Consider the following 24,760-nt stretch of genomic DNA (forward strand, 5'->3'; position numbering starts at 1 on the left):
TTGCCGTCAGCAACACTTACTTGAGCTCCCCGTTGACCTCGTCGATGAATCCCTGGGCTGCCTTCTCCGGCGTCTGCCGGCCGAACAGCACCTCGGTGGTGTAGCGCTGGATGATCTTCTCCACCTGGCCACCACCCACCGGCGGGGCGGGCGACGGGTCGCCGAGCTCCTTGCCGATGTCCTGGATGAACTTGGCGGACGCGGCGTCGGCCGGCTGCAGCTTCGGCGTCACCGCCGCGCGGATCTCGGTGTTCGGCGGCACGCCCCGCTCGGCCAGCAGGATGTTCCCGGCCGCGGTGTTGTTGGACAGGTAGTTCACGAACTCGGCCGCCGCCTTCTGGTTCTTCGACCGCGACGAGATCGACCAGAACATGGAGCCCTTGTAGTAGGAGCCGTTCGCGCTGGCCTTGCCGTCGACGCTGGGGATCCGGAGCAGCTTGAGCTCCTGGCCGGCCGCCTTGCTCATCGCGTTCAACTGGTTGCTCCACATCCAGCTCATGGCCAGCTTGCCGGTGGCCATCGCGGACTGGTCGAGCGCCGCGTTCATGTCCTGCGAGACGAACTCCGCCGACGGGATGGCCTTGGCGTCCTTCAGCTTCAGCACCTGCTGGTAGAACGCGGTCACCTGGCCGGCCGTGACGCCGAGCTTGCCGTCCTGGGTCCACAGCGACTCGCCGTGCTGGCGGGCCCACAGATTCAGCGCGGCCTCGTTGGTCCCCGGCGCGCCGGTCCCCCAGCCCTTGCCGTTCAGCTTGGTGCTGAGCTCGGCCGCGAGCTTGGTGTAGTCGTCCCAGGTCCAGGTGGTGTCGTCCGGAAGGGCGACGCCGGCGGCCTTGAAGATCGCCGGGTTGGCCACGATGGCGAAGGAGTTGATCCCGGCGTTGAGGCCGTAGAGACCGCCGTCGAACTCACCGGCCTTGAGGGTGTCCTCCTCGAACTTGCCGGTGTCCAGCCCTTCGGCCTTCTTCAGGTCGAGCAGTGCGCCGCGGTCGGCGTACTCGCGCAGGTACTTCTCGTCCATCTGGATGATGTCCGGCGCGTCGTTCGCGGCGACCGTGGTGGCGAGCTTGTCCCAGTACCCGGACCACTCGCCGAACTCACCCTTGATCGTCACGTTCGGGTGGTCCTTCTGGTACGCCTCGATCGCCTGCTGGGTCATCTTGGTGCGGGTGTCGCCACCCCACCAGGTGAACCGGAGGGTGACCGGCCCGTCGGCGGATCCGCTGTCGCCGGCGCCGCCGGAGTCACCGCCGCAGGCACTGGCGGCCAGCAGGGTGGTGGCGATCGCGGCGGCGGCCAGGGCCCGCAGGCGCCGGCCCGCGGTGGGTGGGATGTGCGGCCTCATGATGTGCACCTTTCAGGGAGTTACTTGATGCCGGTGGTGGCGATGCCCTTGATCAGGAACCGCTGGCCGAGCAGGAAGGCGAGGAAGATCGGGACGAGGGAGACGACCGACATGGCGAACATCGATCCCCAGGAGGATTCCGCGGTCGCGTCGACGAACGACCGCAGAGCCACCGGGACGGTGTACATCTTCGGGTCGGTCAGGTAGATCAGCTGGCTGAAGAAGTCGTTCCAGGTCCAGATGAACGTGAAGATCGTGGTGGTGGCCAGGGCCGGCACCATCAGCGGCAGGATCACCCGCAGGAAGATCCCGCCCCGGCCGCAACCGTCGATCCGGGCCGCCTCGTCCAGCTCGCGCGGGATACCGCGAATGAACTGCACCATCAGGAAGACGAAGAAGGCGTCGGTGGCCAGCATCTTCGGGATGATCAGCGGCAGGAACGTGTTGATCCAGCCCGCCTGCGAGAACAGGATGTACTGCGGCACGATCACCACGTGGATCGGCAGCATGATGCTGAGCAGCATGATCGCGAACCAGAACTTCTTCCCGACGAACTCCAGCCGGGCGAACGCGTACGCCGCCATCGAACACGACACCAGGTTGCCCAGGACACTGCCCAGCACCACGGCCGCGGAGTTCAGCAGGTAGCGGGTGAACGGCTCGGTCAGCGCGTTCCAGCCGACCCGGTAGTTCTCGATCCGCAGGTCCTTCACCAGCAGGCCCGGCTCGCGGAAGATCTCGTTGCCCGGCCGCAGTGAGCTGACCACCATCCAGATCACCGGGTAGAGCATCACCAGGGCGGCGGCGGCCAGGGCGAGGTGGATCAGCACCGGCCGGATCCGGACCCAGCCGATCGCACCGGTCCGTCGCGCGGTGACCGTGCTGCGGAGCGTCTCAGTCGTCATAGAACACCCAGTACTTCGAGGCGAAGAAGTTCGCCGCGGTGAAGACCCCGATGATCACGAGCAGGAACCACGCCATCGCGGAGGCGTAGCCCATGTCGAAATTGCCGAAGCCCCGGTCGTAGAGGTAGAGCGTGAAGAACATGGTCGAGTCCGACGGGCCGCCGCTTCCCCCGGAGACGACGAACGCCTGGGTGAACGACTGGAACGCGTGGATGATCTGCAGCACCAGGTTGAAGAAGATGATCGGGGTGAGCAGCGGCAGCGTGATGCTGAAGAACCGGCGCAGTGCACCGGCCCCGTCCACCGAGGCGGCCTCGTAGTACATCGCCGGGATCTGCCGCAGGCCGGCCAGGAAGATCACCATCGGCGAGCCGAACGTCCACACGTTCAGCACCACCAGGGTGCCGAGCGCCGTACTCGGGTCGGAGATCCAGCCCTTGCCGTCGATCCCGACCAGGGCGAGCACCTGGTTCATCAGACCCTCGGTGCCGAACACCTGACGCCACAGGATCGCGATCGCGACACTCGAGCCGAGCAGCGACGGCAGGTAGAAGACCGAACGGTAGAACGCCATCCCGCGGACGCCGCGGTCCAGCACGACCGCGAGCAGCAGGGCGACCGCCAGCTGCAGCGGCACCGAGACGAACACGTAGGTGAAGGTGACGCGCAGCGAGTTGTGCAGCCGCTCGTCGGACAGCATCCGGGTGAAGTTCTCGATCCCGATCCACTGGGGCGCCTGGATCAGGTTGTAGTCCGTGAAGGACAGGTACAGCGAGGCCAGCATCGGCCCGATGGTGATGAGGAACAGCCCTAGCAGCCACGGCGCGAGAAACAGGTACGCAGCCAGATTGTCCTTCTTCTGCCCTGCGGGTTTCTTCTGCCGGAGCGAGCCGAGCTCGCCCAGCGCACTCATACTTTCTTACCTCCGGAAACCTCTCGGGCCTGCGGAAAGCGCTTGCCTTGGCCGGTCAAGTTAGCCCAGGAAACCGGTTCACACAAGACTTTGCGCCAACCTCGCCTGACCAGAAGCGGACTCCTGCGAAGTATTGACAGGACAAACCTCCGAGGAGACAGTACTGGACATTTGGCAACCGCTTACCGACGCCCGGGCGAGCGGTTCCGTCCCCTGTCACCTTTGGAGGCTTCGATGCAGCGTCGTACGTTCCTCGCCGGCTCACTGACCACGCTGACGGTCGGTGCCCTCTACCCGGCCACCGCGGCCGGGGCCACAAATGCTGGAGTAGCCGCTGTGGACGAAGACTTCCTCGCCGTACTGACCAACGCCAACCAGGTGCAGATCCCGCTCGTGCTGGGCAACCTGCAGAACCCGTCCGACAGTGTCCGGGCCGTCGCGCGGAAAGCCCGCCGGCTCGTCTCCGGGTACGTCTGGGGCAAGTCGTCGTACCACCACGACGCGTCGCTGCTGGCTCCCCTGCTGTGGCTGGCCGAACAGCTCGCGGCGCGCCAGCACGAGGACGGGCTGTACGACGTCGGCAACCTGCACTCGCCGCCGGACACCTCGTTCGCCATCCAGGACATCTGCATGGTCTACGGGCTGCTCGACGCCGACGACCAGCCGGAGACCGAGCCGCACCGTGCGATTCTGGCGAAGGTACTGCGGAAGGCCGGCCCCGCACTCGCGAGCGGCGGCGTGCACACGCCCAACCACCGCTGGGAGATCGCGGCCGCGCTGGCCCGGACCCACCACCTGTTCCCGGACCGCCGGTACGCCGCGCGTATCGACGACTGGCTCGACGAGGGCATCGACGCGACGCCGGACGGGATCTACAGCGAACGCAGCTCGACGTACGCCTCCGAGGTGACGAACCACTGCCTGCTCGGCATCGCCTGGACGCGGAACAAGCCCGAGCTGCTCGAGTACGTCCGGCGCAACCTGGACGCGACGCTCTACTTCCTCGAGCCGAACGGCGAGGTCGACACGATCGCGTCCCGGCGGCAGGACCAGACCCGGATCCGCGAGGTCTGGTGGTACCTGACCCAGTTCCGCGAGCTCGCCCTGCACACGGGTGACGGCCGGTTCTCGACTGTTGCCAAGAGCATCGAGCAGCGCGGGACAGGTGAGATCGGCGACTTCCTGGCCGAGGTGCTGGAACGGCCGGAGATCGCGGCGGTGCTGCCGGCACCGACGCCCGCGCCGACCGACTTCGCTCAGCACTACCCGTCGCAGGCGTCGGCGCGGATCCGGCGGGGCACGCGGACCGCGACCGTCTTCGGTGGGACCGACTTCCACGACATCCCGGTGATCGCGTCCGGGCTGTCCACGAACCCGACGTTCTTCAAGCTGCGCAACGGTGCCGCGATCCTCGACTCGGTCCGGCTGTCGCCGCAGTTCTTCAGCACCGGCCACTTCCGCAGCGACGGCATGCGCCGGGCCGGACCGCGCACGTACAAGCTGGCGCAGGAGGTGAAGGTGCCGTACCACCTGCCGCTGCCGAAGCGGTACCGGCGGGACGACGGTCTGTACCCGCTCACCCTCGACGGGCGGTTCTACGCGTCGATGGACTTCCCGCACCGGCCGAAGCAGTTCCGGACGCTCCGGACCGAGGTGACGATCGTTGAGCTCGGCAACGGGTACGACCTGAGCTTCGAGTTCGACGGTGACGAGACGGCGTACGCGATCGAGCTCTGCTTCCGGGCCGGCGGCACGCTGGCCGGGGTCGAGGCGTTGGGGACCGCCGGCAACCATCAACTGGTCTCCGGAACCGGCTCCTACACGGTCGGCGCCGACCGGATCGAGTTCGGCCCCGGCAACGGCGCCTCCCGGGTCTCCATGGACCCGGGCGAGCGCTACACCTACCTCGGCGGCAGCCTCACCCCGGACGGCCTCCGTGTCTACCTCACCGGTCGCACCCCGGGCCGCCAAAGCCTGCAGTTGCGTACTTCCTAGGCGGTGATGACCACCTTCGCGCGAGCGTGCTCCGTCTCCACGTAGCGAATGGCCTCAGCAATATCGGCCAGCGGGTAGGTCCGATCGATGGCCGGGATGAGTTGTCTGTCCTCGGCCATCGATCGGAGCGTCGCGAGGTTCTCCGCACTCGGCCGCGCATCGAACGTGACGATCCGCTGGCCGACGAAGCGGGACAGCAGCACGCCGCGGAGGATCAGGCCGACCGGGCCGAAGACGCTGCCGCCCCGGAACACGCCGCCACCGGACAGGACGAGCGTCCCCTTCGGCGTCAGCGCGCGGCGCAGGTCGGCGAGTGACCGGTTTCCCACCAGGTCGAGGACGACGTCGTACTGCGTTCTGGTGAAGTCGTCCCGGGTGTAGTCGACGACCTGGTCGGCGCCGAGCGATCGCATCAGGTCGACGTTCTTGGTGCGGCAGACAGCGGTCACCTTGGCCTCGAGCGCCTTGGCGATCTGTACGGCGAACGTGCCGACTCCACCCGAGGCGCCGTTGATCAGGAGTTGCTGTCCCGCCTTCAGTTGCGCGACATCACGCAAGCCGATCAGAGCGGTGTTCGCCGCGAGCGGGATCGCGGCCGCCTGCTCGAAGGTCAGGTTGGCGGGTTTGTGGTCGACCACGGTCTCCGGCGCCTTGACGAACTCGGCGAACGCCCCGACCGCCTCACCGAACACCTCGTCCCCGGGCTTCAACCGCCGTACCTCGGGCCCGACGGCTTCCACCACCCCGGCGAAGTCCGTGCCCAGGACTCCCTTGGGCGCGCGGAGCCCGAACGTCGCCGGATCCATCAGCCGGGCGACGTACGGGTCTCCACGCATCACGTGCCAGTCACGGGCGTTCAGCGACGCCGCCCGGACCCGCACGAGCACGTCGTTGCCGGCGACCCCGGGTTGGTCGATCTCCTGGACCTGCAGCGCCTCGGGCGCGCCGTACCGCTCCTGCACAACGGCCTTCATGCCGCGACGTTATCCGGCGATGACCGACCGCAACATCCGGACGATCCCTACGGTGTCCCTGGATCGGCTAGCCGGACTGTCGTTTCGAGTACGCCGTCATGTGGGATGCGGACGACGTGGACACGGCGGCGCTGGTCGCGCAGGTACGTGCGGGTCGAGGTGGTCAGCGTGGCGGGCCGGTGGCCGGACCAACTGATGGTGATGACGACAGGGCCTCGCCTGATCGTGAGGGCGTCGGCTGTCGCCGTACGGGTCTGGTTGTAGGGGACGACGGTGCCGTCCGAGAACGTGACGTCGTCACCTGGCTGGAGGACCAGCGGGATCTGCTCGGTGGCGGCGGTGGTCGCGGTGACCCGTCGAGTGACGGAGTGCGAGCTGAGGATCAGGTCGGTCGACACCGAGCCGTCGGTGGTGCGGTAGCGGACCAGATTCTTGTCCGGGTACTCGGCGACAAGGTTGCCCTCAGCATCAGCCTTGCCGTTGCGGACCGTTGCCCAGCAACCGGTGGACGTCTGCTGCGCGTGGATCACCGTGCCTGCCACCGGATGCCAGAGGAATCCGGTCCCGGCCTTGACCACACTGCCGGGCCTGGTCCCGAAGAACGCGCCCAGGTAGAAGCCCGGCCGGCGTACGTAGAGGTAGTCCTGGTTCTCCACCTCGTCGCGACGCAGTTCGGTGAAGTCGTCCCGGCGCAGATACGGGATCCGCGCGATCGCGGCCCGCTTCGCGTCGCGGGTCGGCAAGGTCTCGCCGTACGGCGCGTGCGCGATGATGCGGGGTGACGTGTCCTGTTTGGCCAGCGCCGGTGCGGGCGCCGGGTCGGCAGCCCAGGCGGCGCGGAGGGCCGCCTTGTCCTCACGGGACGTGAAGAACGCGCCGAGGGGCGGTACGGCGGGGACGAAGTGCGAGGCGAGGATGGACCGGTCGGGATCGGGGATCGCGTCGTCGTAGTACGCGGTGGCGGTGCGGTCGGACACCGCGTAGTACGTCAGCCAGCCGGAGCCGTCCGGTTCGCGGAGCAGGTTGTAGCCGAACCAGTCGGTGAACCTGCGGGTCATCGAGACGAGCAGCGGGTTCCGGGTGTGCAGGTAGAGCTCGGCCATCTCCGGGAGCATGACCTCGAAGTTGTAGTTGATGTCCATCCCGCGGGGGTCATAGAAGAACCCGGCGGGGCTCTGCGACCACTTGGCGACGAACCGGATCCGTTCCTGCAGGCGCAGCCAGCGGGCGCGGTCGGGCAACAATCTGAGGGTGAGGGCGGAGCCGGCAACACCGGCGACAGCCTGGTTGGTGTACTCGAACGGGTCGTCCCAGACCACGGCGTTGGCCGGGTCCAGGTACCAGTCGACTCCCTTGCGCAGGGCACCTTCCAGCTGGGTACGACGACCCGGCAGCGCACCGGCCCGGCGGAGATTGGCGAGCGTCTTGGCCAGGTAGCCGAGGCCGAAGCCGCTCGACGCCTTACCTCGCTCACCGGGCGCGTACTCGGGCCAGGAACCATCGGGGTTCTGCAGCTTCAGATAGTGATCCAACGCAGCATCGAGCCGCCCGAGCAGCGCGGGATCACGGTGGTACGGGTTCCACGCCCGCCGATTGGCATGGAACCAGCTCAACGTGAACACGTGCTCCTGCACCCGCGCGTTGAACGGCTGAGCCGGCGTCCGCCACCAGCCACCACCCATGAACCCGTACGGATCGGTGTCCACGATGTCGTTGGTCATCGGCGCAAGAGTCCTCAAATACCCCGCGAACCGCTGCTCCCCCGGCGCAAACAACCGCCGATCCGGGGCGCCCGCCGGCAGATTCGCCAGTAGGGGCAGGCTTCCGTCGGCGCGGGCCGTTGACGGCAACAGGGTGGAAGCGAGTCCGGCGCCGGCGGCACCGAGCAGGACAGTACGACGTTTCACGGGCATGACTGAACTCCTGAAGGGTCGACGGGAGGGGTGGAGCTCACCGGATCGTGACGACTGTGAACTCCGGGTCGGGAACGCTGCGGCCGGTACCTAGGTCTGTGATGGAGGCGCCCCATTGGGTGAACTCGGGGGTCTTGTCGCGGTAGCCGCGGTTGCCGCGGAAGACGATGCTGTGGGAGTTCCGCAGGCCTACGCCGTACGGCGAAGGGCCGAGGACGGTGGCGACGCGGAAGAAGACGGAGTTGGCGAAGAGGAGGTCGTGGCAGTGGTCCAGCTCGACGGCCTGGGACTGCCAGCCGTAGATGTGGTCCTCGGTCTGGAGGCCGAGGAACTCCCAGTTCGCGAGGTGCCGCAGGACCACTTCGCGGTGCTGGTGGTGCTCGACCGAGACCTCGTAGGCACGGGTGGGGACGGTCGAGTATTCGACCAGCAGTCCGTTGTCCGCCCAGCCGTTGGCGCTCCAGATGTTCGACAGCACACCGCCGCCACCGCGGACCCAGACGCCGTACTTGTGCCGGCCCCGGTACGTGTAACCCGGATCGCCGCTCGCGACGTCCTCGGGATGCCATTTCACGAACTGCGTGGTGATGTCCGCGAGGTAGGAGCCACGGCCTGACTGCCAGCGGATGTTGACCGACCCGGCCGTGTCCCGGGCTGTGTCGAGACCGAGTCCGGAGACGATGTTGCGGCCACCGGGCGGCGTCTCCACCAGGGCCTTCGGCCGCTCCGGATCACCGAAGTACGACGTGCCGTCCGGGGTCCGCAGCCAGGTCTGGCGCGGATGGAGTCCGATCAGGTTGGTCCGGTGCCGAAGCCGCAGCGTCCCGGCCAGGAGGTACTCGCCGATCGGCACGAACACCGACTCGTGCCGATCGACCGCGGCCTGGAACACCGCCAGATCGTCCTCGGTGCCGCTGCCGACCGTCCGTCCCATCCGGGCCGCGACCTCGGTGATGCTCACCCAGCTCGACACCGGCGGCAGGTCGGGTACGTCGGAGCGCAGCATCGCGGACACGTCGCGGTGCTCGTCGTACGACACTCGCACGCCGTCGGTCCGGGACTCGCCGACGGACAACGCCCTCGCGATCCGCAGGCCGTAGGTCAGGTCGATCCCGCCATCACGAGCCGGCGTGCGGCCGCCGGACTGGGCCAGGGTCAGCATCGTCGGAGTCCGTCTGGAGACACTGTCGACCAGGTTCAGCTGGTTGCTGTTCCGGATCAACGGGTTGGTTGCGCCAGGCAACAGCTCGCTGTCGTTCAGCACGATGCCGGAATCGGTGAGATCGTCGAGCAGGCAGTTCTGCAGGTACAGATGCACGAACTGACCCGGCACACACTCGACACCCCGCGGCGCATCGGCCAGGACGGTCCGGACCACGACCAGCTTCGCGTCGTTGTTGGTCCGGATCGCCGTCTCGCGCTGACCGGTGAACCGGCAGTCCAGGACTGTCGTCTGCCAGCCGGCCGAGGCCGCGAACGCGTTCAGGCCGACGGCTCCCCCGGTGACCCGGACCCGCTGGATCAGGTTCGCGTTGTGGTCGATCCCGGCCCAGCCGTCGCCGACGTCGAGGTCGAGGTCCTGCAGCACGCACAACTGCGCACCGCCGAAGCGGACCGCAATCGCCCGCGGGTTGCCCGGGCCGATCGTGAGGTCCAGGTTGATCAGACCGGAGCCGAAGGTGTCGTTGTTCGCGTAGGTCACCGGCCCACCGACCGGTCGCCGCCGGAACGAGAACACATCGCGTGGAGTGCTGCCGGCGTACCCGGGACTGTTGTCCGCCAGAACGAACCGCGGCCGGCGTGCGCCGTACCCGATGATCCGCACCGAGTCGTGGACGTCGATCGGACCGCTCAGCCGATAGGTGCCCGGCGGCACCAGGACGACGCCGCCGCCGTCACCGAGCGGGAAGTCGCGCACCCCGCCGAGGATGTCGCCCAGTTTGTTCGCGATCCCGCGCCGCGACGCCTCGTCGACCGCGGCCCGGACGGCGGCGGTGTCGTCGCCGATCCCGTCGCCGTGCACCTCGAACCCCGGTGACCCGAGCAGCACCGCCCCCGGATCCGGCGGCCTCGACTGGTACGCCGACGTGAACCGGACCGGATCCCGGTCGCCGCTCGCGACGGCCGGGATGGCGGTGCTGATGACGGAACCTGCGACGGCTCCGGCGGCCAGACCGGTGAACTGGCGTCGACTCAGCATGTGCTGCCTCCTCGCGGCGGGGTGCTGGTGCGGTGAATGGTGTCCACGCGGCTCTGCACCCGTCAAGATGTTGTCGCTGATAATCCGCATTACCACTGATCATGACCTCTTGACGGCCCTCGACAGACTGTTCTACGGTTCCCGGCAATGCGTATTACTGCGAAGGATTGAGCGAATGCCGGACAAGGCCACCACCCGACTGACCCAACGGGACATCGCACGGCTGGCGAAGGTGAGCCAGACGACCGTGTCGCTGGTGCTGAACAACCGCAGCGACGCGACCGCGCGGATCCCGGCGGAGACGCGGGACCGGGTGCTGAAGGTGATCCGGGAGACCGGGTACCAGGCCGATCCACTGGCCCGGCGGATGCTGAAGCAACGCAACCAGATCCTCGGCGTGTTCACCTACGAGTCGGTGTTCCCGAGTTCGAGCGGCGACTTCTACCACCCGTTCCTGGCCGGGATCGAGGACTGCGCCGAGCGGCTCGGCTGGGACCTGCTGCTGTTCACCAGCGCGCCGGTGACGTCGGGCCGGCGACAGATCTTCCACGAGAACAACCGGCTCCGGATCGCCGACGGCTGCCTGCTCCTCGGTCGTCGGATCCCGACCGAGGAACTGGCCCGGCTGATCGCCGAGGAGTACCCGTTCGTCTCGGTCGGCCGTCGCGACGACGCCGGCGGTCCGGTGCCGTACGTCGGCGCCGACTACGCCGCGGCCACGTCGACGACGATCGAGAAGGCGTTTGCCCTCGGCCACCGTCGGGTCGCGTTCGTCGGCCCCGGCGCGGGCGCCGAGTCGTCCGCCGATCGCCTGCGCGGCTTCCGTCGTACGGCGGGTAACCGGGCACCGCACCTGCCGACCGCCGACCGGCCGCCGGCCGAGGTGCTCGACGCGCTGCTGGACGGGCGGATCACCGCCGCGTTCGTCGAGGAGCGGGCGGACGCGGTCGCGCTGGCCGAGGTGGCGGCCGAGCGGGGTGTCGACATCCCGGCCGACCTGTCCGTGATCGCCCTCGGTGACGCGACCCGGCCGGCCGCGACCGGTATCGACTTCAGCGGCTTCCACGTCCCGCGTCAGGAGATGGGCCGCCAGGCCACCGAACTGCTCGAGGCCGTGCTGAGCGGCCACGCCGCGGCCGGCACGCAACGGCTGCTGCCGTGCGAGATGGCCGAAGGCACCACGTTGATCGCACCGAAAGGTTTGTAATGCAGACAGATCTTCTCATAGTCGGCGGCGGGCTCGGCGGCATCGCCGCGGCCCTGGCAGCCCTGCGCGCCGGCCGTTCGGTCGTCCTGACCGAGGAGTTCGACTGGCTCGGCGGGCAGCTGACGAGCCAGGCCGTGCCACCGGATGAGCACAGCTGGGTCGAGCAGTTCGGCATCACCGCGTCGTACCGCGCACTCCGTGAGGGGATCCGCGACTACTACCGTCGCCACTACCCGCTCACCTCGGCGTCGCGGGCGGCGGTGCAGCTCAATCCGGGTGCCGGGTACGTGTCCAAGCTCTGTCACGAGCCGCGGGTCGCGCTGGCGGTCCTGGAGGGCATGCTCGCGCCGTACCGAGCCAGCCGGCGGCTGCAGGTTGTCCAGCCATTCAGGCCTGTCGCCGCAGAGACCGATGGCGATCGGGTCAGCGCGGTGACGGTGCAGCACCGTGTCACGGACGATCAGCTCACGATCACAGCGCCGTACATTCTCGATGCGACCGAGACCGGCGAGCTGCTGCCGCTGACCGGCACGGAGTACGTGACCGGCTTCGAGGCGCAGAGCGACACGGGTGAGCCGAGCGCGCCGGCCGAGGCGCAGCCGTTCAACATGCAGGCGGTCTCGTACTGCTTCGCGATCGACCACGTCGACGGTGATCACGTCGGGGACAAGCCGGCCAACTACGCGTTCTGGCGGAACTACCAGCCCTCGTTCTGGGGTGACCGGCTGCTGTCCTGGACGGCGCCGAACCCGCGCACGCTGCAAGCCTCGGAGCGGACCTTCACGCCGAACCCGGACGACGACCCGCTCGCGGTCGTCGCGGATCAGCGCCGGACCGGCGGCGACACGAACCTGTGGACCTTCCGCCGGATCGCCGCCCGCCGGCACTTCGAGCCGGGTGCGTACGACAGCGATATCTGCCTGGTGAACTGGCCGATGATCGACTACTTCGAGGGCCCGGTCATCGACGTACCGGACGCGGCCAAGCACCTGACCGCGGCGAAGGAGCTGTCCCAGGCGGTCTTCTACTGGCTGCAGACCGAGGCACCGCGCCCCGACGGCGGCGCGGGCTTCCCGGGCTTGCGGCTGCGCGGTGATCTGCTCGGTACGACGGACGGCCTGGCGCAGGCGCCGTACATCCGGGAGTCCCGCCGGATCAAGGCGGAGTACACGATCGTCGAGCAGGACCTGTCGGTCGCTGTCCGCGGCGATCGGGGCGCGGTCGAGTACGACGACAGCGTCGGCATCGGGATGTATCGCATCGACCTGCACCCGTCGACCGGTGGGGACAACTACATCGACGTGGCCAGCAGCCCGTTCCGGATCCCGCTCGGGGCGCTGATCCCGCGCCGGGTGGAGAACCTGCTGCCGGCGAACAAGAACCTCGGCACCACCCACATCACCAACGGCTGCTACCGCCTGCACCCGGTCGAATGGAATATCGGCGAGGCCGCCGGCGCGCTCGCGGCCTTCTGCCTGGACCGCGGCGTCAGCCCGCGCGCAGTACGCAACACCCCGGCCCTGCTCGGCGACTTCCAATCCCAACTGGTTGCCCAGGGCATCGAACTCGGCTGGCCGGCCATCGAAGGCTACTGAGTACCGGCTACTGATGGAGGACAGATGAAGCTACGTGTGCTGACCGCGGCGGCCACTGCCGCGGCCCTGCTGACCGCCTGTGGAGGCGGCTCCTCGGAGTCCGGTAGTGAGGGGCCGGTCAACCTGCGGATGACGATCTGGAGTGCGAACGCCAAGCATCTGGCCCTGTTCGACCAGATCGCCGCCGACTACAAGAAGGACCATCCCGACGTCGGCACGATCACCTTCGAGTCGATCCCGTTCGAGAACTACACCACCGCGCTGACCACCCAGATCGGCGGCGGCAACGTGCCGGACCTGGCGTGGATCTTCGAGAGCACCGCACCCGACTTCGTCACCTCCGGCGCCCTCGAGCCGATCGAGAAGGACGCCGATCTGCTGCCGAGTACGACGGCCAACTGGGAGAAGGACGGCAAGCTGTACGCGTACCCGTTCTCCACTTCGCCGCTGGGCGTGTTCGTCAACACCGACCTGGTGACGGCGGCCGGCCGGCCGACACCGGCCCAGGAGATCGCGGCTGGGACGTGGACCTGGGAGGAGGCCGCGAAGACAGCGGCCGCCGTACAGGCTCGCGGCAAGGGTGGTCTGGTGGTCGGCGATTTCGACTTCAAGGGCTGGGACACGCTGAACGCGGTCTGGTCCGGCTGGGGTGCGCGGCCGTGGAGCGAGGACGGCAAGAGCTGCCAGTTCGACCAGCCGGCGATGGTGGACGCGATGACGTTCGTCCACGACCTCGTCTTCACCACCAAGGGCATGCCCGGTCCCGGCGTGACGAAGGACTTCTACGCCGGTGACTCGGCGATGGTCCTGACCCAGATCAGCCGGGCCGCGTTGCTGGAGAAGGCCAAGTTCAAGTGGGACCTGGTCCCGCTGCCGTCCGGTCCGTCCGGTGAGTACTCGGTCGTCGGTCAGGCCGGGATCGGTGTGCTGAAGCGCGGTAAGAACGCCGACGCGGCGAAGGAGTTCCTCGCCTACTTCAGCAACGCGGAGAACTCGGCCAAACTCGCGCAGTTCTTCCCGCCGCCGCGCAAGGCGCAGCTCACCACCGCGACGCTGGCCAAGGCGAACCCGCTGTTGAAGCCCGCCCAGCTGGACAGTGTCGTGGTCAAGGGCATCGAACGCGGCACGATCAAACCCAGCCACACCGGGTACGCCGAACTGCAGCAGACCGTCCGGGCCGCGCTCGACCCGCTGTGGAAGCCGGGCGCTGACGTCAAGGCCGTGCTGTCCGACGTGTGCGCGAAGATCAACCCGCTGCTGGCGAAATGACGCTGCTGCTGGAGAAGCCGGCATCCACGGTGACGGCTGCGGACAAAGCGCCGTACTGGACGATGCGGCGGCGGGACGAGCTGGCGGGGTGGCTGATGGTCGCCCCGCAGCTCGCCGGGATCGTTGCCTTCGTCATCGTTCCGCTCGGGCTGGTGGTCTGGTACAGCCTGCACGAGTGGAACGTGCTGGCCGGGACGTTCGACTTCGTCGGCGGCAGCAACTACCAGGCACTGGCGGACGATCCGCGGCTCGGGCCGGCGTTACGGGCGACCGCGGTGTTCTCCGCCGGGCTGGTGGTGCTGAACCTGAGTCTGGCGCTGTTCCTCGCCGTACTGCTGAACCAGAAGCTGCGCGGCACGGTGGTCTTCCGGACGCTGTTCTTCTCGCCGGTCGTGGTGACGTTGGTCGCGTGGACGATCGTGTGGGGGTTCCTGCTCCAGGACAACGGGGGCGTGAACGGGCTCCTCGACCTGTTCGGGATCGACGGGCCGAACTGGCTGCGCTCGGGCGGTACGGCGATGGCGTCGGTGATCGTGGTCCAGTTGTTCAAGAACGTCGGGCTGAACATGGTGCTGTTCCTGGCCGCGTTGCAAGGCGTGCCGGCCGAGCTCTACGAAGCCGCCCGGATCGACGGCGCGTCCGCGTGGGCCCGGTTCCGGCGGGTGACGCTGCCGCTGATCAGTCCGACCATTCTGCTCACGATGATCCTGACGATCGTCGGCTCGCTGCAGGTGTTCGCGCAGATCGCCGTACTGACCCAAGGTGGTCCGGGGACCTCGACCACCGTGCTCGTGTATTACCTGTACCAGCAGGCGTTCCAGTTCCATCACTTCGGGTACGGCGCGACGCTCTCGCTGCTGCTGTTCGGGATCGTGCTCGTGCTCACCGTGGTGCAGTGGCGGATGCGGAGGCGGTGGGTGTTCCATGAGTCCTAAGGTCAAGATGCTCGTTTACGGCGTACTGCTGGTGTGCTGTGTGCCGTTCGTGTTCCCGATCTGGTGGATGGCGACGACCTCGCTGAAGCCGGTGACCGAGATCTTCGCGTTCCCGCCGTCGTTGCTGCCGGGGGCGCCGACGCTGGACGCGTACCGGCAGGTGTTCGAGCTGCAGCCGTTCGGGCGGCAGTACGTGAACAGTCTCTATATCGCTGTCGTGGTGACGATCCTGACGCTGGCCGTGTCCTCGCTCGCCGGGTACGCGTTCGCGCGGATCCGGTTCCGGGGCGCCGGCGTGGTCTTCGTGATGGTGCTGACCGGGCTGCTGGTGCCGAACGAGGTGACGATCATCCCGCTGTACCGGATGTTCGACGCACTCGGCCTGGTGGACACCCATTGGCCGCTCATCCTGGTCCCGGCACTCGGGGCGCCGAGCGTGCTGGCGACGTTCATCATGCGGCAGTTCTTCATCACCCTGCCCGGCGAACTGGAGGAGGCCGGCCGGGTGGACGGTCTCGGCCGGTTCGGCCTGTTCTGGCGGGTCTGCCTCCCGCTGGCCCGGCCGGCCATCGGAGCCGTGTCGATCTTCACCTTCCTGCACAGCTGGAATCTCTACCTGGAGCCGATCGTGTTCCTGTCCAGCAAGGAGAAGTTCACCATCCCGCAGGCGCTGACGCAGTACGTCGACGCCTACGGCGGGCCGATGTGGAACACCCAGCTCGCGGCGGCGACCCTGTCCGCGCTGCCGGTCCTGATCATCTTCGTACTGGCCCAACGCCAGTTCGTCGAAGGACTCGCCCAAACCGGACTGAAGGGCTAGCCCCCGGCCTGTTGCGGCCGCGTGGAAAAATGTCAGAGTGAGTTTCCACGCGGCTGCTTTCATCGCCACCAGTCTCGACGGCTACATCGCCCGGCCGGACGGTTCCATCGACTGGCTCACCTCGCGCGGTGAACAGGCCGGTGACACGGGGTACAACGAGTTCATGACGTCGGTCGACACCGTCGTCATGGGCCGCAACACCTTCGAGAAGGTCCTCACCTTCGACTTCTGGCCGTACGACGGCAAGCAGGTCGAGGTGCTCAGTACGACGCTCGCCCCCGACGCCGACGAGCGCATCATCGTCCACCGCACCCTGGACGCCCTGATCGAGACCCTCAACGACCGCGGCGCCAAACGCATCTACGCCGACGGCGGCCGAGTCATCCAGACCTTCCTCCGGGCCGGCATCCTGAACGAACTCACCATCACCACCGCCCCCGTCCTCCTAGGCACCGGCATCCCCCTCTTCGGCACCCTGGACCAGGACATCGCCCTCACCCACAACGCCACCCGAACCCTGAAAGCCGGCTTCACCCAATCCGACTACACCATCCACCGCTAGGTGTACTGGGGTTAGGTTTCCTGGGGCCAACCCACGCGAGCTGCGCCGCCGCTCCTTCGTCGCGCCGCTACGCGCGCTCCCGCCCCGGGTTCCCTCTCGCGGGCTCATCGCCCCCGATCAACCGCCCGGCCGGCGTACGTCGCCCGTGATCCGTCCGCCACGCGATCGCGTCCGTCAGCAACCCGTGGTTTACACGTCCCCCTCGGGCCGTCCCCACTCAAGCAGCTCCGGCTCAGCCGCCTGCCGCCGGAGACCTCAGCCGGCTACAGGTTGAGCCCTTGGCTCAAGTCCCGTCCCTCGGACCACGCCCGCCGGGGATCCTCAGCCGACGAGGCCGGACCGGTTTGCTCGGCGGGCTTCGTCGGGTTCATGCCGGCCCGCAGCGCATCGGCCAGTTCGTTGCTGTCGTGTGAGATGTTCGACGCCTCGGACCACGTGGCCTCGAAGTCCTCGCGCAACGTCCGAATGCCACCACGCGCCCCGTCGACCGCCTGGGTCGCGTCGGAGCCGGCCTCCTGGATCACAGCAGCAGCCCGGCCCTGGTCGTGGACGGTTCCGGGGACGTTGACCAACGGCTCGAGGTTCTCGCGCGCCGTCCGCAGCCGCCAGTCGGTACGCTCAACGCCCGCGATCGCGCCATGCACCGCCCGATCGAACGCCGCCAGCCGGTACCGAAGCTGGTCATTCGCCTCAGACCGCTGACCCGGCAACTCATCCAGCTCGTTGAGAAACTCCCGACCGGCGGCGATCGACCGCGCACTCTGCTCGAGCCGGTCCCGCACCTCATCGATACCGCCCTGCGCCCTCCGCAGGTCCTCCTGGACGTCGTAGGCCGCGTACCGCGCAGTCCGCAGCGGAAACTCCGCCTCCTCCTGGTTCTCCGCGAATCGGACCCGGTTGGCCTGATCGGACAGCACACCGACGCCGTGCTCCACGTCGCGCAGCCGTCGGTCCACGACGTCGGTCAGGTCCGCCGCGTCACCCAGCGACGTTCGCGCCGTGTTCAGCGCGTTGGCCGTCATCTCCGCCAACGCCGCCGCCCGCTCCGCCGCCTGCGCAGGCGTCATCCCGTCCGCCGGTGTACTCACTGACCGTCCTCGCCGTCCGGCCGCTCCCCGGCGACAAGAGCATCATCAGCCGCCAGCGCTTCCCTCAGACTCGCACCTACCGCCCGGATCTCATTCCGAGCAGCCCGCAGATCCGCATCCGGCGCCCGCTCATCCGGCACCTCGGACACCTCCGGCCCCCCGTCCCCTGGCACCTCCGGCACGGCAAACACTCCCTCTCACCATCGACAACAGACCCCGAGCGTATCCCCACCGAGGCCCACCACCGCCGCGTTATCCACAGCCTCACCAGGACCCGTCCGGACTCCCGAGCCGGCGGCGCTGTCGCCGGACGTCATGCTTCGGCAGGGTCCACCCGGCCATCGACGCTGTTGTTGCGGACGTCGGCAGCAGCGAGCCCAGCGCGCATCTCGTCCCGCACCTCGCGCTCCCACGGTCCGGTGGAAGTCAACGGGATCTCCGTCATGAATCGCCGCTCATCCTCGGGTATCCGCGCGACGACGAGATCGGGGTCGGTCACAACGGCGGCGTAGAGGTTCGGGCCGTCGGCGGAGAACAGGTCGGCGACGACGAGGCGACCGTCCGCGGCGCGCATGACGTTGGCCGGGTTGTCATCCAACGGTCCCCACCAGGGCAGCTCTCTCCGTGCCCGTTCGTTGATCCGGTGCACGACATCAACAAGATCAGCAATCTCCGGCGCCTGCTTTTTGATCGCCTGGTGGAAGGCAACGGCCTCGTGCTCAGGGACGGGCAGCAGCCATTCCATGATCTGAAGGTCACCGCCACCGGCCAGACGACGGTGCCCGAACAGTTCGGGCACCTGCCTGGTGTGCGCTGCCTCGCGGTACAGCGCCGCGGTGTACGGTCCGGCCGGATCGAACGGACTGATCCGCGCCGCAGCCGTTCCGTCCGGCGAGCGAAGCGCGATCGCCCAGTCGCCGGCCCCGCAGGGCGTCCATCCCGCCGCGAGAAGCGCTTGCTCCGCGTCCCGGTGATCGGCGAGTCTGCCCAGAAGAGCGAGCGTCTCACGCTGACGCCCGACTTCCTCCCACATCATGGCGCCGAGCATAGGCGGCCACGCACGACCACCGCCCCCGAGTTTTCGCTCGGGCTCAGCCACGATCTCTTGGACGTGGACGAGTCCCACGGTCGGCGAGACGGACAGGCCCCTACGGAGAACCAGGGCGATAAGCCCGCAATTCCCCGGGCGGTAGCCGGTCAGAAAGCACCGGCGCCAAGCCGGGGGCGGGCGGGAGCGCGCGTCGCGGGTGCGACGCAGGAGCTCCCGCGTAGCACGCGTGGGCTACCGAAGGAGGTGAACTGCCTCGGCGGCCCAGTACGTGAGGATCGTGTCAGCGCCGGCCCGGCGGATCGACGTGAGGGTCTCCAGAATGGCCCGGTCGCGGTCGATCCACCCGTTGGCGGCTGCCGCCTCCACCATCGCGTACTCACCGGAAATGTTGTACGCGGCAACGGGCACGTTCACGTGGTCGCGGACCTGCCGGATGATGTCCAGGTACGCCAACGCCGGCTTCACCATCACGATGTCGGCGCCCTCGGCCACGTCCAGATCGACCTCGCGGATCGCCTCACGGGCGTTCGCGCCGTCCTGCTGGTAGGTCTTGCGATCGCCTTGCAGCGCAGAGCCCACAGCCTCGCGGAACGGGCCGAAGAACGCCGACGCGTACTTCACGGCATACGCCAGGATCACCGTGTCGACGAACCCGGCCGCGTCCAGCGCCGTACGAACCGCACCGACCTGGCCGTCCATCATCCCGGACGGGCCGACGACATGCGCACCCGCGGACGCCTGGGCGACGCCCATCTCGGCGTAGAGCTTCAAGGTCGCGTCGTTGTCCACGCGGCCGGAGGAGTCCAGCACGCCGCAGTGCCCGTGCGAGGTGAACTCGTCCAGGCACAGGTCCGACATGACCAGCAGCGCGTCGCCGACCTCGTGCACCGCGTCCCGGATCGCGACGTTCAGGATGCCCTGGGGATCCAGCCCGCCGGAGCCGGTCTCGTCCTTCGATTCCGGTACGCCGAACAGCATCACGCCGCCGAGTCCCAGCTGAGCCGCTTCCGCGATCGCCTTCCGCGCGGTGTCGCGGGTGTGCTGGTACACCCCCGGCATCGACTTGATCGCGATCGGCTCGCGGGCGCCTTCCCGGATGAACATCGGCAGGATCAGCTGCCGCGGTTCCAGCGTGGTCTCCGCGACCAGCCTGCGCATCGCCGCCGACGACCGAAGCCGCCGCGGCCTGACCTCCGGGAATCCACCAGACAAGGGACTAGCTCTTCCTGCGTGAGCCCGAGCGGCGCTCGGACGGACGGGTGACCGGTTCACCGGCCTCGATCATGGTGTCACGCCGGTCGGCGCCGAATCGAGCGAGTGCGTCGGCCAGTTCCTCGGCGGACGGCGACTCGGCCATCGCGTCGACCCGCAGGCCGTGCTCCTCGGCCGTCTTCAGCGTCGCCGGGCCGATCACCGCGATCACCGTCGATGCGTGCGGCTTGCCGGCGATACCGACCAGGTTGCGCACCGTCGAGGACGAGGTGAACACGACCGCGTCGAACTTGCCGGACTTGATCGCCTCGCGGGTCGGCGCGGGCGGCGGTGCGGCTCGCACGGTCCGGTACGCCGTCACGTCGTCGACCTCCCAGCCGAGGTCGGTCAGCCCGGCGACCAGGGTCTCGGTGGCGATGTCGGCCCGCGGCAGGAACACCCGGTTGATCGGGTCCAGCACCTCGTCGAACGGCGGCCAGTCCTCGACCAGCCCGGCGGCGGACTGCTCACCGGACGGGACCAGGTCCGGACGGATGCCCCAGGCACCGATCGCCTCGGCGGTCTTGTCGCCGACCGCGGCGATCTTCAGCCCGGAGAACGCCCGTGCGTCCAGACCGTACTCGTCGAACTTCTCCCGGACCGCCTTGACCGCGTTGACCGAGGTGAACGCGACCCACTCGTACCGGCCCTCGACCAGGCCGCGGATCGCCTTGTCCATCTGCTGCGGGTTGCGCGGCGGCTCGACCGAGATCGTCGGCACCTCTTCCGGCATCGCGCCGTACCGCCGCAGCCGGTCCATCAGCGGGCCGGCCTGGTCCTTGGTCCGCGGGACCAGGATCCGCCAGCCGAACAGCGGCTTGGTCTCGAACCAGGACAGTGCCTCGCGCTGCTCGACCACCGCACCGACCACGATGACGGCCTCGCCGGTCACCTTGGCGGCGCGCAGGTCCGCGACGATCGTCTCGAGCGTGCCGACCACGCTGGTCTGCGAGGTCGTCGTACCGCCGACCGTGGCAGCCACCGGGGTGGTCGCGTCGAAGCCGGCCTCGGCCAGCGCGGCGACGGTCTCCTTCAGTACATCGGTCGCGTTCAGCAGCACCAGCGTCTGCTTCGGGTGCAGCCGGGTCAGGTCCAGCTTCGCCTCGGCCAGGTCGAGGACCGTGACCTCGCGGTCGCCCTTCATCGTCAGCGGGATCCCCGCGTACGTCGGGACCGCGCTGACCTCGCTGACACCGGGGATGACGTTGAAGCTGATCCCCGCCTTGCGGCACGCGGCCGCCTCCTCGGCACCGCTGGAGAAGGTGAACGGGTCACCGGTCAGCAGGCGTACGACGTTCGCCGCGGACTTGGCCGTCTTCACCACCAGCCGGGCCCGGGCGGCCACCTTCAGCGCCCGGCTGCCCTCGGCGCCGGATCCGTCGACCACCTCGACCCCCGGCCGGCAGTAGGCCAGGAAGGGGTCGTGCTCCGGTCCCTCGACCACGACGGCGTCGGCGTTCGCCAGTACGTCGCGGCCGGCCAGCGTCAGCAGGGAAGGGTCGCCCGGCCCGACACCGACGAACGTGACGTGCCCGAGTGGTCTGGTCTGCTTGACCGTCGTGGTGGCGGCAACCTTCGCCGGCACTTTCTGAGGTGTCGTCGATGCCGCGGTGGCCGCTGTCTTCGCGCTGCTCACGTCTGCCTTCGCCCTCGTCCTCGTCCTGCTCGTCTTCTTGGCCGTCGTGCTCTGTGCCGGTGTCATATTCGCTCCAGCAACTCGTTCGCCAGCGCCTTGCCCAGTGACACCGGGTCGTCCACCGGCCCGTTCGCCGACAGCCGCCGTACGCCGTCCTCCTGGCCGAGCGCTCCCCGCAGCCACAGCTCCGGGCCGTCCTCACCTTCGACCACCTCGGCCAGGGCACCGACCGGAGCCGTGCACCCTGCCTCGAGCGTGGCAAGCATCTGCCGCTCCGCCGTCACCGCTGCCCGTGTGGCCGGGTCCTCCAGCGGCGCCAGGGCAGCCAGCACCACAGCGTCGTCCGCCCGGCACTCGATGCCGAGGGCACCTTGTCCCGGCGCGGGCAGGACCTGGATCGGATCCAGCGTCTCGGTCACCTCGGCGAGCCGTCCCAACCGGGACAACCCTGCCCTCGCAAGCACGACCGCGTCCACTTTGCCCGCGGCGACCATCGAGATACGGGTATCCACGTTCCCGCGGATCCCGGTGCATTCGAGGCCGAGGCCGAGCGCATCCAGTTGTGCGACCCGGCGCGGCGAGCCGGTGCCGACGAGGGCACCCTGCTGCAGCTCGCCGAGGGTCAGCCCGTCACGGGCGACCAGCACGTCGCGCGGGTCCTCGCGCACCGGGACGGCGCCGATGGCCAAGCCGTCGATCGGTGCGGTCGGGAGATCCTTCAGCGAGTGCACGGCGATGTCGATCTCTCCTGCCAGCAACGCGTCCCGCAGTGCGCTGACGAAGATTCCGGTGCCGCCGATCTGCTCCAGCGGCGCCTTGTTGACGTCGCCGGTGGTGACGATCGGGACGAGCTCCACCTCGTGCCCGAGAGCGCCAAGCTGCTCGGCCACCCAGGTCGCCTGCGCGGTCGCCAGGGCGGACCGCCGCGTACCAAGCCTGATCATGCGCGGTCACCTCCGGTCGAGTCGGCGCGGGTATGACTGGTCTCTTCCGGGGTCTTCGCGGCAGTGACCGCGTCGACGGTCGCCGGGTCGAGGGCGAACAGTTCGCGGAGTGCGTCGGCGTACGTCGGCCCGCCCGGATCGGCGGCCAACTCCTTCACCCGCACCGTCGGCGTGTGCAGCACCTTGTCGACCACCCGGCGGATGGTCCGGGCGACCTCGTGCCGCTGGTTGTCGTCCAGTCCGGGCAGCTTGCGGTCCAGCCGGGCCAGCTCGGACTCGACCAGCTCGGTCGCCATCGCCCGCAGCGCGACCACGGTCGGCGCCACCGATGCGGCCCGCCGGGTCGCCTCGAACGAGCCCACCTCCTCCGAGACGATCCGCCGCACCCCTTCGATGTCGTCGTCGCTGCCGCCCGCCGTACCGGCGAGATCGGCCAGGGTGACGAGCGTGACACCGGGGATCCGGGCCGCCTCGGGCGCGACGTCCCGCGGCAGGGCGACGTCCAGGACGCCGAACGGCCGCCCGTCGGTCGCGTTCCGGATCATCTCCTCGGTCAGGACGACGCCGCGCGCACCGGTGCAGGACACGACCAGATCGGCGTCGGCCAGCGCGTCCGGCACGGCCGCGAGCTGGATCGCCGTACCGCCGACCCGCTCGGTCAGCGCGACCGCGCGGTCGTAGTTGCGGTTGGCAACGGTCACGCTCGCGGCGCCACCGTTGAGCAGGGTCTGTGCGGCCAGCGAGGCCATCGAACCGGCGCCGACGATCAGCGCGCGCCGGCCCTCGAAGCCGCCGACCGCGTCCAGTCCGGCCGAGACGACGGAGCGTCCGGCCGCGTCGATCCCGGTCTCGGCGCGAGCTCGCTTCCCGACCCGCAACGCGTGCTGGTACAGGGCGTTCAGGCCGGTGCTGATGGTCTCCAGGTCCTGGCCGGCACGCAGCGATTCCTTCACCTGGCCGAGGATCTGGCTCTCGCCGACGATCATCGAGTCCAGCCCGACCGCGACCTGGAACAGGTGCGCGACCGCACCTTCCTCGAAGTGCACGTAGAGGTGCTCGGCCAGATCCAGCAGCGGTACGCCGGTGATGTCGGACAGGATCGCGGTGACCTCGTCCATGCCGGCGTGGAACCGGTCGACGGTCGCATAGACCTCGGTGCGGTTGCAGGTGGCAAGGACCGCGGACTCCGTGACGGCCGGGGTGTGCTTGACGGCCAGGGCCAGCTTGGTCGCCGCGTCCGCGTCGAGCGCCACTCGCTCGAGGACGTTGATGTCAGCTGAGCGGTGGCTGATCCCGACGACCAGGTAACTCACGCGCCGACACCTCCCCCGACGCTCGGCAGATCGGTCAGACCGTTCATCGCTGGTAGCTCGGGCACCTCGGGGAGCGCCGCCTCTCCGGACTTTCGTTGTTCGTGGTACGCCAGGATCTGCAACTCGATCGAGAGGTCCACCTTGCGGATGTCGACACCGTCGGGCACGGACAGCACCACCGGCGCGAAGTTCAGGATGCTGGTCACCCCGGCGGCGACCAGCCGGTCGCACACCTCCTGGGCCGGACCGGCGGGAGTGGTGATGACACCGATCGAGACCCGGTCGGCCTTGACGATGTCCTCCAGCTCGGCGAAGTCGCGGACCTCCATGTCGCCGATCCGCTCGCCGACCAGGTTCGGGTCGGCGTCCAGCAGGGCCACGATCCGGAAGCCGCGGGTGCCGAAGCCGGAGTAGTTCGCCAGCGCGTGACCCAGGTTTCCGATCCCGACGATGACGACGGCCCAGTCCTGGGTGACGCCGATCTCGCGGGCGATCTGGTAGCGCAGGTACTCGACGTCGTACCCGACGCCGCGCGTGCCGTAGGAGCCCAGGTAGGACAGGTCCTTGCGGAGCTTGGCCGAGTTCACCCCGGCCGCGGTCGCCAGATCCTCGCTCGACGCGGTGGCGATCCCACTGTCCGACAGCGCGGTCAGGGCCCGCAGGTACACCGGCAAGCGCGCGACAGTCGCCTCGGGAATGCCGCGTTCGGTTCTCGTCGGCGGGCCGGGGCGACGGCTGCTGGCACGCGTCACAATTCTCCTGGGGAACGTTCGTTCTAGCCGCGGTCTGACGGCCGGCGGCGCTTCTTACTCTAGGAGCTTGTGAACGTGAGAACAAAATCGGC

Annotated in this window: 20 protein-coding genes; 7 read left to right on the forward strand and 13 right to left on the reverse strand. The window is 68.7% G+C overall.

Annotated features, from left to right (window positions below):
- Nucleotides 1-16: 16 nt before the first annotated feature.
- Genes ACGFIF_RS19360 through ACGFIF_RS19370 form a run of 3 tightly spaced genes read right to left on the reverse strand, consistent with a single transcriptional unit; the run spans nucleotide 17 to nucleotide 3,163 of the window.
- Nucleotides 17-1,345 carry an ABC transporter substrate-binding protein gene (locus ACGFIF_RS19360; protein WP_393156066.1) on the reverse strand — a complete coding sequence of 443 codons (1,329 nt, stop codon included), beginning with the start codon at nucleotides 1,343-1,345 and terminating at the stop codon, nucleotides 17-19.
- Between the two features lie 20 nt (nucleotides 1,346-1,365).
- Entirely contained in the window at nucleotides 1,366-2,250 is an 885-nt protein-coding gene (locus tag ACGFIF_RS19365; RefSeq protein WP_393156067.1) for a carbohydrate ABC transporter permease, read from the reverse strand.
- Complete coding sequence (locus ACGFIF_RS19370; protein WP_393156068.1) at nucleotides 2,240-3,163, reverse strand: carbohydrate ABC transporter permease; 924 nt, start codon at nucleotides 3,161-3,163, stop codon at nucleotides 2,240-2,242. Before ACGFIF_RS19370 ends, ACGFIF_RS19365 begins: the two co-directional genes overlap by 11 nt.
- A 234-nt stretch (nucleotides 3,164-3,397) precedes the next feature.
- Between ACGFIF_RS19370 and ACGFIF_RS19375 the strand changes: the two genes are divergently transcribed.
- Complete coding sequence (locus ACGFIF_RS19375; RefSeq protein WP_393156070.1) at nucleotides 3,398-5,158, forward strand: hypothetical protein; 1,761 nt, start codon at nucleotides 3,398-3,400, stop codon at nucleotides 5,156-5,158.
- On the opposite strand, the gene ACGFIF_RS19380 is transcribed toward ACGFIF_RS19375, so the two are convergent.
- From ACGFIF_RS19380 to ACGFIF_RS19390, 3 genes are read right to left on the reverse strand one after another with little or no spacing between them, the layout of a single operon-like run.
- Nucleotides 5,155-6,132 carry an NAD(P)-dependent alcohol dehydrogenase gene (locus ACGFIF_RS19380; protein ID WP_393156072.1) on the reverse strand — a complete coding sequence of 326 codons (978 nt, stop codon included), beginning with the start codon at nucleotides 6,130-6,132 and terminating at the stop codon, nucleotides 5,155-5,157. The two genes, ACGFIF_RS19375 and ACGFIF_RS19380, sit on opposite strands and share 4 nt — an antisense overlap.
- A gap of 47 nt (nucleotides 6,133-6,179) precedes the next feature.
- Nucleotides 6,180-8,045, reverse strand: a complete 1,866-nt coding sequence (locus tag ACGFIF_RS19385; RefSeq protein ID WP_393156073.1) for a hypothetical protein — start codon at nucleotides 8,043-8,045, stop codon at nucleotides 6,180-6,182.
- Between the two features lie 37 nt (nucleotides 8,046-8,082).
- A complete protein-coding gene (locus tag ACGFIF_RS19390) occupies nucleotides 8,083-10,245 on the reverse strand; it encodes a glycosyl hydrolase family 28-related protein (protein ID WP_393156075.1) in 2,163 nt (720 codons plus the stop codon).
- Between the two features lie 175 nt (nucleotides 10,246-10,420).
- Between ACGFIF_RS19390 and ACGFIF_RS19395 the strand changes: the two genes are divergently transcribed.
- From ACGFIF_RS19395 to ACGFIF_RS19420, 6 genes are read left to right on the forward strand one after another with little or no spacing between them, the layout of a single operon-like run.
- A complete protein-coding gene (locus ACGFIF_RS19395) occupies nucleotides 10,421-11,452 on the forward strand; it encodes a LacI family DNA-binding transcriptional regulator (RefSeq protein WP_393156077.1) in 1,032 nt (343 codons plus the stop codon).
- Nucleotides 11,452-13,047 carry an FAD-dependent oxidoreductase gene (locus tag ACGFIF_RS19400; RefSeq protein ID WP_393156078.1) on the forward strand — a complete coding sequence of 532 codons (1,596 nt, stop codon included), beginning with the start codon at nucleotides 11,452-11,454 and terminating at the stop codon, nucleotides 13,045-13,047. The genes ACGFIF_RS19395 and ACGFIF_RS19400 overlap by 1 nt, the downstream gene beginning before the upstream one ends.
- 24 nt (nucleotides 13,048-13,071) lie before the next feature.
- The gene (locus ACGFIF_RS19405) at nucleotides 13,072-14,316 is read left to right on the forward strand and encodes an ABC transporter substrate-binding protein (protein WP_393156080.1); all 1,245 of its coding nucleotides are present in this window, start codon (nucleotides 13,072-13,074) and stop codon (nucleotides 14,314-14,316) included.
- Nucleotides 14,313-15,251, forward strand: coding sequence for a carbohydrate ABC transporter permease (locus ACGFIF_RS19410; protein ID WP_393156082.1), 939 nt, complete (start codon nucleotides 14,313-14,315; stop codon nucleotides 15,249-15,251). Before ACGFIF_RS19405 ends, ACGFIF_RS19410 begins: the two co-directional genes overlap by 4 nt.
- Complete coding sequence (locus tag ACGFIF_RS19415) at nucleotides 15,241-16,071, forward strand: carbohydrate ABC transporter permease (protein ID WP_393156084.1); 831 nt, start codon at nucleotides 15,241-15,243, stop codon at nucleotides 16,069-16,071. Before ACGFIF_RS19410 ends, ACGFIF_RS19415 begins: the two co-directional genes overlap by 11 nt.
- A gap of 37 nt (nucleotides 16,072-16,108) precedes the next feature.
- Nucleotides 16,109-16,633, forward strand: coding sequence for a dihydrofolate reductase family protein (locus tag ACGFIF_RS19420; RefSeq protein WP_393156086.1), 525 nt, complete (start codon nucleotides 16,109-16,111; stop codon nucleotides 16,631-16,633).
- Between the two features lie 263 nt (nucleotides 16,634-16,896).
- Here ACGFIF_RS19420 and ACGFIF_RS19425 read toward each other — a convergent pair whose 3' ends face one another.
- From ACGFIF_RS19425 to ACGFIF_RS19455, 7 genes are all read right to left on the reverse strand, one after another.
- The gene (locus ACGFIF_RS19425; RefSeq protein ID WP_393156088.1) at nucleotides 16,897-17,721 is read right to left on the reverse strand and encodes a hypothetical protein; all 825 of its coding nucleotides are present in this window, start codon (nucleotides 17,719-17,721) and stop codon (nucleotides 16,897-16,899) included.
- A gap of 313 nt (nucleotides 17,722-18,034) precedes the next feature.
- On the reverse strand, nucleotides 18,035-18,769 hold the full coding sequence (locus ACGFIF_RS19430) for a hypothetical protein (protein WP_393156090.1): 735 nt from the start codon (nucleotides 18,767-18,769) through the stop codon (nucleotides 18,035-18,037).
- A gap of 234 nt (nucleotides 18,770-19,003) precedes the next feature.
- On the reverse strand, nucleotides 19,004-19,984 hold the full coding sequence (gene hemB, locus ACGFIF_RS19435) for a porphobilinogen synthase (RefSeq protein WP_393156091.1): 981 nt from the start codon (nucleotides 19,982-19,984) through the stop codon (nucleotides 19,004-19,006).
- Between the two features lie 4 nt (nucleotides 19,985-19,988).
- The gene (locus ACGFIF_RS19440) at nucleotides 19,989-21,725 is read right to left on the reverse strand and encodes a uroporphyrinogen-III synthase (RefSeq protein ID WP_393156093.1); all 1,737 of its coding nucleotides are present in this window, start codon (nucleotides 21,723-21,725) and stop codon (nucleotides 19,989-19,991) included.
- Nucleotides 21,722-22,603 (reverse strand): hydroxymethylbilane synthase, encoded by an 882-nt coding sequence (hemC, locus tag ACGFIF_RS19445; protein WP_393156094.1) that lies wholly within the window; start codon nucleotides 22,601-22,603, stop codon nucleotides 21,722-21,724. Before hemC ends, ACGFIF_RS19440 begins: the two co-directional genes overlap by 4 nt.
- Nucleotides 22,600-23,916, reverse strand: a complete 1,317-nt coding sequence (locus ACGFIF_RS19450) for a glutamyl-tRNA reductase (protein ID WP_393156095.1) — start codon at nucleotides 23,914-23,916, stop codon at nucleotides 22,600-22,602. The genes hemC and ACGFIF_RS19450 overlap by 4 nt, the downstream gene beginning before the upstream one ends.
- Complete coding sequence (locus ACGFIF_RS19455) at nucleotides 23,913-24,668, reverse strand: redox-sensing transcriptional repressor Rex (RefSeq protein ID WP_393156096.1); 756 nt, start codon at nucleotides 24,666-24,668, stop codon at nucleotides 23,913-23,915. Before ACGFIF_RS19455 ends, ACGFIF_RS19450 begins: the two co-directional genes overlap by 4 nt.
- Between the last annotated feature and the right edge of the window lie 92 nt (nucleotides 24,669-24,760).

The organism is Kribbella sp. NPDC049174 (assembly GCF_043197365.1).
Lineage (GTDB): Bacteria > Actinomycetota > Actinomycetes > Propionibacteriales > Kribbellaceae > Kribbella.